The sequence below is a fragment of the uncultured Campylobacter sp. genome (genome assembly GCF_937997595.1).
GTDB lineage: Bacteria > Campylobacterota > Campylobacteria > Campylobacterales > Campylobacteraceae > Campylobacter_B.
Window position 1 is genome coordinate 1 of the sequence record NZ_CALKTS010000198.1, and the last position, 8,798, is coordinate 8,798.

The window sequence follows — 8,798 nt, forward strand, 5'->3', positions numbered from 1 at the left end:
CGCTTGCAGTTTTAGGCGCGGCTCGGTCGTTGTTTTGCTTGATGGCGAGTTTGATATGGCGCCTATTTTACGCCGTTGCGCCGAGATAAGCATAGACGAAACGCCAAATATGGGCAACAGCCCAGCGGCGACCAAGCTTGCCAAGCGCGCGATGAGCGAGGGGCGGATCGCCGTGCTTTTTAGCGCGTCAAACGGGATAGAGTGGATGGATATCTACGCTCCTGAGGCGGTGCGGGATAAAATTTTAAAACTTGCGGATGAGACAAACGGGGATGAAATTTAAAATTTAAAAGCCGAGCTCTGCGCTAAATTTCACGCTGGATGGCATTATGCGCCCCTGTGCGCGCAGACAAAAACAGAGGTCGCGAAAATAGATTTCGCACCTATCGCCCTCTACGCCTTGACAAAAGATAAAACAAAATGATCGCCGCCAAAACCGCCGCGATTGCGGCGTAAATTTTACCCATGCCGCCGTAGCTTTTGGAGCTGTCGCTTAAATACAGATTTATTACCGCGCCGTTACCCGTTGAAATTTCAAGCTTCGCGCCCTTTGCGCCGTTTAGCTTTACGCGCAGCATATTTGCCGCGGGGCTTGAAATTTCGGGCTTATCCATAAAGGAGTAGCTGGTTTTGTAGCTTTTCATCACGTCGTTGCAGTCTTTCGGGGTTACGAATATATCGTAAAACGCGCCGTTTTTCACGCTCAGATTTTCTCCGCCTTGCACGACGAAGTATCTAAATTTAGGCGCCTGTGTGATAAACTCCCACCGCAGCGTCTTTTGCTTCCCGCCCTGCTCGTAATTAAACTCCGCGCCGTATTTGGTGTCAAATTTAAAAACCTCTCTGCTGAAAAGCACGAACTGCCTATCGCTTAAAATGGCGTTAGGATCGGAGTTTTTGTCTAAAATTTTAACGTTTTGAAGCTCCCTGCCGCCTTCGTAAATTTTAAAACTTTTCATCGCTACGGGCGGCCCCTCGGCATTAAATTCCACGCTTACGGGGTTTGCAGTGATTTTGCACCCCGGCATGGGATCTGGAATTTCGTTGCTGAAAAATGCAAGCGCGGGCTCGTCGTTCGGGTAATAGACGTAAGGACGCGAGTTTAGCGCTGTGGCGCTTTTGAACTTATCCTCCCTCATCCGTAGCGTTTCATTTTTACACATCCCCAGTAGAAATTTGCCGCTTCCTTCGTCGTTTAAATTTTGCGAGCAAAAGGCGTTGAGGCGCGAATTTCCCATCTCAAAAACGTAGCTGCTTTTTTTGCCGTGCTCAAAATAGCCGATGCCGATCTCATCCGAGGCAAAATCCAAAAATGCAAATCTATGGTAAATCGCGCTGAGTAACCCATCGATCGCGCTTTTTAGATCGCTTGAATTATAGGATAAATTTTCCCTCACGACGGCATTATAGCCTGCGTAAAAAGCGCGCTTTGACGGATTTTCGCCCGTAAAGCCCTGCTTGCCAGGGGCTTCGTCGTGCGACATCGCCTCGTTTGCGACGACATATTTTGCGTGATTAAGCGCAGAGATATTTAAAATTTCATTCTGCGAAAGCTGATTTAGCCCCGATTTTGCGCGCACATTGTTGATGTAGCTTAGTGGATCGTCGTAAAAGGAAAAGCCGCTCATCGCAACGAGCGGCTGTTTTAAATTTGAGGGGGTGTTTTCGCATGCGGCAAAAAGCGCGCAAATCGCCCCGAGACCCAGAAGCCTAAGCCGCAGGGCCCGCTTTAGCAAACTCGACCCCCTCTTTTACGTCCTCGTAGCGTTTAAAATTCTCTTCAAACATCTTTGCAAGCTTATCGCGCGTGATCTTATATTCCGCCGGGTGCGTCCATGTATTGATCGGATTTAGCAGCTTCGTCTCGACGCCTGCGAGTTCTTTTGGGATCGCTAGGTTAAATTTCTCGAAATTTTCAAATTCGCACTTTTTGATGCTACCGTCAAGGATCGCGTTTATGCACGCGCGCGTGGCTTTTATGCTCATTCGCTTGCCCACGCCGTACGCGCCGCCGCTCCAGCCGGTGTTTACGAGATAGACGCTAACATTGTGCTTGTCGATCTTTTCGCCCAGAAGCTTAGCATAAACGGTCGGATGCAGCGGCATAAACGGCTCGCCAAAGCACGCGCTAAATGTCGCCACCGGCTCGGTGATGCCGCGCTCGGTGCCCGCGACTTTTGCCGTATAGCCGCTTAGGAAATAATACATCGCCTGCTCTTTAGTAAGCTTTGCGACCGGCGGCAAAACGCCGAATGCGTCGGCTGTTAGGAAGATGATATTTTTCGGATGGCCGCCCGCAGAGCTTGGCTCGTAGTTGTCGATGTGATAGATCGGGTAGCTAACGCGGGTGTTTTCGGTCTTGCTGCCGTCTTTGTAGTCCACGACGCCAGCCTCGTCCGCAACCACGTTTTCAAGCAATGCGTCGCGCTTGATCGCGGCGTAAATTTCAGGCTCGCTGCTCGGGTCTAAATTTATGCACTTCGCGTAGCAGCCGCCCTCAAAGTTAAATATCCCCTCATCGTCCCAGCCGTGCTCGTCGTCGCCGATCAGCTTGCGATTTGGATCGGTCGAGAGCGTCGTTTTGCCCGTGCCGCTTAGACCGAAAAATAGCGCCGTGTCGCCATCCTTACCCACGTTTGCCGAGCAGTGCATCGACATCTTGCCCGCAAGCGGCAACCAGTAGTTCATCATCGAAAAAATTCCCTTTTTCATCTCGCCGCCGTACCACGTGCCGCCGATAACCGCGACATTTTCCTCGACGTTAAAGATAACGAAAACGTCGGAATGCAGCCCGTCGCTCGCGTAATCTTCGTTTTTGCATTTGCACGCGTTGTAAACGACAAAATCAGGATGAAATTCCGCTAGCTCGCTCTTGCTTGGGCGGATGAACATATTTTTTACAAAATGCGCCTGCCACGCGACTTCGGTTACGAAACGCACGTTTTTGCGGCTGGATTTGCTAGCGCCGCAAAATGCGTCTTGGATAAAAATTTCCTTGCCGCTTAGCTGGGCTTTGGCTTTGGCTAAAAGCTTATCGAAAAGCTCTTTTGAGATAGGCTGATTTACCTTGCCCCAGGCGATGTATTTTTGGCTCGGATCTTGTTTTACGAAGTACTTATCCTTGGGGCTGCGACCCGTAAAGATGCCCGTATCGACCATAAAGGTGCCGTTGCTTGATACGTGCCCCTCGCCTCTTGCCTTTTCAAGCTCAAAAAGCTCGTCGTAGCTTAGGTTGTGATTGATTTTTTTGATATTTTTAAGACCTAGTTTATCCAGATCGTTCGGAGTTGTCATTTTGCATCCTTTTTAAATTAAATTTTGATAAAAGATTGCGCTATTATAGCTTAAAATTTAGGTGAGCTCGCTTAAGCACCGAGGATGGTCGCCATGAAATTTAGGCGGAAGCGCCCGCCTAAATTTTAGAGCTTATCTTAAAATCGCGAGCACCTGATCGGCATCGACCGTATCGCCTTGAGCGACTAAAATTTTATCGATTACACCGTCACGTGGGCTTTCGATATTTATCTCCATCTTCATCGCTTCAAGTACGATTATCGTCTGCCCCGCCTTAACAGCGTCGCCTTCCTTTATTAAAATTTTAAATACGTTGCTAGGAAGCGTCGCTTTTATATCGTTATCGTCCGTACCACCTCGCGCGTTAGCAGTGGGCTGCTCGCCGGCGGAGCGTTGCGACTGCGGCTTTGCAGGCGCTGAGGTATCGAAGCTGATGTCGTATCGATCGCCGTTTACGAGCACATTTTGTCCAGCAAATTCTACGTTGTAAATTTTGCCGTTAATTTTAACGTCAAATTTGCCGTTTTTAGAAATACCGCTTTGATGACTTGCGGCAGGTGCTACGTCCTCTTTTTTGCGGATCATCACCTTGCCCTCGCCTTTTAAAAACGCGATACCCTTTTCTTTGCACGCAAGCGCGATAAATACGTTCTCCTCGCTAGGCTCGATGCCCTGCTCGCGTAGAATCTTCTGCGCATACGCGACGCTCTTGCTCTCGTCGGCATCGGCGATATCTACGGCATGTTTGGTCGTAGGCTGTAGTCCCAGCTGCTCCGCCGCCATCTTAATCACGCCTTCATCCGGCTTAACGGGCGTTTTGCCGAAATAGCCTAACACCATCTTGCCGTAGCCTTCGGCGATCTTTTTCCACGGGCCGAACATTACGTTGTTAAACGCCTGCTGGAAATAAAACTGGCTAACCGGCGTTACGCTCGTGCCGAAACCGCCCTTTTCGACGACCTCGCGCATGGCCTTGATGACGGCCGGGAATTTGTCTAAAATTTTATTATCGCGCATCATCTGAGTGTTTGCAGTAAGCGCGCCTCCCGGCATAGGCGAAAACGGAATGAGCGGGCTTACCTGCGTAGCCTCTGGCGGCATGAAGTAATCCTTCAAGCACTCGCCCAAAACCTCTTCGTATTTTAAAATTTTCTCTGCATCCAGTCCCAGGTCGAAATTTTGCCCCTTCGTCGCGTGCAGCAGCGTGAGGATGTCCGGCTGGCTGGTGCCGCCGCTTACGGGATGCGCGGCAAGATCGATGCCGTCTACGCCCGCAACGAGCGCAGCCTGATAGCATGCAACGCTAACTCCCGCCGTCTCGTGTGTGTGCAGGCGGATATGCACGCCGTCGCCTAAAATTTTACGCGCGCGCTTGATCGTCTCATAGACCTTCTGCGGGCTGCTGGTACCGCTTGCGTCTTTGAAGCAGACGCTGTCGAACGGAATCTGCGCGTCTAAAATTTGACGCAAAATTCTCTCATAAAACGCTGCGTCGTGCGCACCGCTGCATCCCGGCGGCAGATCCATCATCGTAACCACAACTTCGTGTTTAAGACCGTGACGATGTATGCACTCGCCGCTAAATTTTAAATTTTCCACGTCGTTTAGCGCGTCGAAATTTCTAATCGTCGTCGTGCCGTGCTTGGCAAAAAGCTTGGCGTGCAGATCGATGATCTCGCGGCTGCCGGTATCGAGCGTGACGGTATTGACGCCGCGGCTAAGGGTTTGCAGGTTCGCCCCCTCGCCCACGATGCTTCTAAATTTATCCATCATCTCAAACGCGTCTTCGTTTAGGTAAAAATACAAGCTCTGAAACCGCGCGCCGCCGCCGAACTCAAAGTGCGTGATGCCCGCGTCCTTCGCCGCGCTAACGGCAGGCAAAAAGTCCGCCATCGCCACGCGCGCGCCGAAAACAGACTGAAATCCGTCGCGAAAGGTCGTATCCATAACGTCGATAAGCTTTTTAGCCATTTTTAGCTCCTAGGTTAAATTTAGCGTGAATTTTAATATTTCTAGCCTAAAAAAGCTTTTAAACCAAAAACCCCCGGAAAGATTGCGAGTGTTAATAGCACTAGAATTTGCAATAAGATAAAAGGTAGCACGCCCTTATAAATGTCCGTGGTGTGGATTTGCGGAGGCGTCACACCCTTTAAGAAAAATATCGAAAATCCAAATGGCGGCGTCATAAACGACGTTTGTAAATTTACAGCGATTAAGATCGCAAACCACACGGGATTGATATGCAAAGACTCTACTATCGGCAAAAGTATCGGCAAAATGATATATGAAATTTCGACATAATCGAGAAAAAATCCAAGCACTATGATAACTACCATCGTAAGCGCGATAAATCCCCATGCTTGACCGGGCAGATTCTCCATAAAATTTTTTACGACCTCATCTCCGCCCGTGTAAGAAAAAATCATCGAAAATGCCGTGGCGCCCATCAAAATCATAAAAACCATGCCCGAAATTTTAGCGGTATTTTTTAGCGCGTCATAGATCAGCCTAAATGAAAAAGTGCGGTATAAAACAGCTAGTGCTATCGCACCCAAGCAGCCTACCGACGAGCTCTCCGTAGGTGTAGCTATGCCCGCAAAAATAGATCCCAGGACGAGCAAAATCAGCACGAGCACCGGCACGACGTTTTTAAGCGCGATAAAAATTTGCTTTGATTTGCTAAGCCCCTCTATCGGCGGAACAGGCGGTGCATAATCTTTACAAATATATGAAATAATCGCAATATAAATCACGTAAAAACCCACTAACACGAGCCCCGGAATAACTGCTGCAGAGAAAAGATCACCCACAGAGACCGAAAGTATATCGCCTAAAATAATCAGCACGATAGAAGGCGGAATAATCTGCCCAAGCGTGCCCGCAGCAGCGATAGTGCCGGTAGCTAGAGGCTTATCGTAGCCGTATTTCATCATCACGGGCAAGCTGATGACGCCCATAGCGATGACAGTCGCGCCCACTATGCCCGTCGTAGCCGCAAGTAGCGCGCCCACCAAAACGGTGCTGATCGCCACGCCGCCTCGTACGCCGCCGAATAAAAATGCCATCGATTCTAATAAACGCTCCGCAAGGCGAGTCTTTTGCAAAATCATACCCATCAAAATAAAAAGCGGCACCGAAATTAGCAGCTGATTTTCCATAATCGAGTAAATTCTATTAGGCATCAGTGAAAAAAACTGCCTACTCATATCCTCGAAAGCTTCGGTTAAAATTTCAAAGCCCTGCGCGTAATCCCACGCCTCACTAAGTCCGTAGATAAAGCCGAAAATCACAGCCACGGCGCCGAACGTAAACGCAACGGGAAAACCCAGTAAAAGCATAAAAAGCGCTGCCGCAAACATCACTATGCCTATCATAGCTCGCCACCTTTTATCTCGCCTTGGTAAAATTCTGACCAAGCGCGAAAAGTGTGAAATTTATAGAATTTTAAATTTAAGCTCATTTTGCCCTCACACACTCTGTGCGCCCGAAGAATTCCCACTAAGAAATTCCGAGCCCTTGTTTTCCCTAACATCAAGCAGGGCATTAATATTTTTAATCAAAAATCCAAATGCGTAGATAAATAAAAACGCGTAGCTAAGCGTGATTGCGGACTTGATGATCCAAAGATGCTGCATACCGCCGGGATTGGCACTGGCCTCATGGCTCGTATAAGCCTCGCTCACATAATCGATCGAAAAAAACGCCACGAGCGCCACGAAAGGCAAAATGAAGAATATCGTACCTAAGATATTTATGAGCGCTTTTGCAGTGGAGCTAAATTTTTCGTAAAAAATATCCACGCGAACGTGGGCATTTTCTTTGAGCGCGTAGGTCACACCGAATAAAAACATCGCCGAATATAGCCACCACGTAAGTTCTTGCATAGCGACGGAATTTGCGGCTGGAAAAAGATAACGCGCCACAACATTGTAAAAAACGACTATAACTAAAAGCGCCAAAAATACGATACTTAATACGCCTAAGATGTTTGCGAACACATCAAAAGCTCTTTCTAATCTGCGTAAAAAACCCTTCAAAATTTTACCCTTTGCTTGAAATTTTTGCTATGAAAGCTGGGATTTTAGCAAAAATATCTGCAATTTATTATAAAATTATGCGCGGAAAGGATTTTTATGATTTTAAAATTTCAAAACAGATACTCTAAAAGATTTCTCGCCTTTTGCGCTATTTGGGCGCTTTTTTGGCTAGCATTTTCATATTTTTTCTTGCAAAAATTCCTTTTTATCTATCCGGAAAGCTTTAGCATTCACGTGAGATTCGCACTTTGCGCCATAGCGCTAGGAGCGGCGATTTTAGCAGTTTGCGGCAAGAGCGTTTACGGCGCGGTTTGCGGATATGCGGTATGGTTTTACGGCGCGGCGCTAGGATTTGCCTCATCGCTAAATTTAGCTAAAATTCACACGGTACTGCGAGGGAGCGGAGATATGAGCGGGATGAGCGGCTGCGGTGGAGCGGTGAGATTTTTAAATTTTGACATAAGCGCAGTGCCGATTTTTAAGCCGTTTAACAGCTGCGCATTCGACATACCGGCGGTGCCGACCGATACAGCGCTAGAGGGACTGCAAGCTAAACTGACGGCGCTTTATAGCGGAGGCTGGTATCTGTTCCCGGCAAGCAAAAGCGTAGATCTGGCGCAATTTTGGAGCTTTATCTTTATATTTTTCGCAATTATTTGGATGATTGGAATTTTTCTTGGATTTTTAAATAAAAAGGCGCGGAGATAGCCTCTGCGCCAAAGAAGCTACTGAACAATTACTAATGCATCTGAACTATAAAGGTTGCTTATAGTTTTTAGATTTGCCGAATCCCAAACTGTAGCGCACAAACCATTGTATTCTTTTTTTAAGGTAATTTGCGATGCATTGTTATATTTATAAGTAGCACAAACGGAGCCTTTGGCTTTAATAGGAATTGCTACATTTGTCATGCTAGGAATATCTGAACTATACTGACCTTGTGAAGTATAGTAGCCTATTATATCGCTTAAAGATGTAACGATGTTTTGAGATGCTCTAACGACCTCTGCATCATCGCGCGTAGCTGCTAGTTTTGGAATGGCAACTGCCGCCAAAACACCTAAAATCACGATCACGAAAATTAATTCGATCATAGTAAAGCCCTTCATGTTTTTATCCTTTGATAAAAAATTTTTGGACTTATATTATAAGACGTTTACTATAAATTTAGCTTAAAAATTCTTTGCGAATTCCAATATTTCAGATAAATTTTTTACCGCATTCGCACCTACCGCCACATAATGATTATTTATCAGGCTTTTTCCGTTATAAAGAGGCGCCTTCATCGTCTTGAGATCCACTACCGCTCCGCCGCTTTGATGCAGCAAAAAATCCCCAGCGGCGATGTCCCAAAGCGAGCAGTCGCTAAATCTCGCATACGCGCTGGCGCCTCCCTCGGCTAAGATGCAAAATTTTATCGCAGAGCCTTTGCGCACGAGCTGCATTCCAAATTTTTGCGCGAATTGC

8 protein-coding genes and 1 pseudogene are annotated in these 8,798 nt (G+C 47.4%); 2 read left to right on the forward strand and 7 right to left on the reverse strand.

Annotated elements, in window-relative coordinates; all coding sequences use genetic code 11:
* Positions 1-283, forward strand: a pseudogene (locus Q0614_RS07020) (hypothetical protein); the annotation flags it as partial.
* A gap of 100 nt (positions 284-383) precedes the next feature.
* Here Q0614_RS07020 and Q0614_RS07025 read toward each other — a convergent pair.
* The 5 genes from Q0614_RS07025 to Q0614_RS07045 form a co-directional block, all read right to left on the reverse strand.
* Complete coding sequence (locus tag Q0614_RS07025; RefSeq protein ID WP_298787579.1) at positions 384-1,736, reverse strand: CAP domain-containing protein; 1,353 nt, start codon at positions 1,734-1,736, stop codon at positions 384-386.
* Positions 1,711-3,294 (reverse strand): phosphoenolpyruvate carboxykinase (ATP), encoded by a 1,584-nt coding sequence (pckA, locus tag Q0614_RS07030; protein ID WP_298787580.1) that lies wholly within the window; start codon positions 3,292-3,294, stop codon positions 1,711-1,713. Before pckA ends, Q0614_RS07025 begins: the two co-directional genes overlap by 26 nt.
* A 132-nt stretch (positions 3,295-3,426) precedes the next feature.
* Positions 3,427-5,265, reverse strand: a complete 1,839-nt coding sequence (locus Q0614_RS07035; RefSeq protein WP_298787582.1) for a biotin/lipoyl-containing protein — start codon at positions 5,263-5,265, stop codon at positions 3,427-3,429.
* Between the two features lie 41 nt (positions 5,266-5,306).
* Positions 5,307-6,668, reverse strand: a complete 1,362-nt coding sequence (locus tag Q0614_RS07040) for a TRAP transporter large permease subunit (protein ID WP_297961397.1) — start codon at positions 6,666-6,668, stop codon at positions 5,307-5,309.
* Positions 6,669-6,761: 93 nt separating this feature from the next.
* Entirely contained in the window at positions 6,762-7,331 is a 570-nt protein-coding gene (locus Q0614_RS07045) for a TRAP transporter small permease subunit (protein ID WP_298096588.1), read from the reverse strand.
* Between the two features lie 96 nt (positions 7,332-7,427).
* Here Q0614_RS07045 and Q0614_RS07050 point away from each other — a divergent pair, with 96 nt between their 5' ends.
* Positions 7,428-8,039 (forward strand): disulfide bond formation protein B, encoded by a 612-nt coding sequence (locus Q0614_RS07050; RefSeq protein ID WP_298787585.1) that lies wholly within the window; start codon positions 7,428-7,430, stop codon positions 8,037-8,039.
* A gap of 17 nt (positions 8,040-8,056) precedes the next feature.
* On the opposite strand, the gene Q0614_RS07055 is transcribed toward Q0614_RS07050, so the two are convergent.
* Positions 8,057-8,440 (reverse strand): prepilin-type N-terminal cleavage/methylation domain-containing protein, encoded by a 384-nt coding sequence (locus tag Q0614_RS07055; RefSeq protein ID WP_298760067.1) that lies wholly within the window; start codon positions 8,438-8,440, stop codon positions 8,057-8,059.
* A 63-nt stretch (positions 8,441-8,503) separates the two neighbouring features.
* On the reverse strand, positions 8,504-8,798 hold a 295-nt coding region (locus Q0614_RS07060; protein WP_298787587.1), incomplete at its 5' end, for an inositol monophosphatase family protein.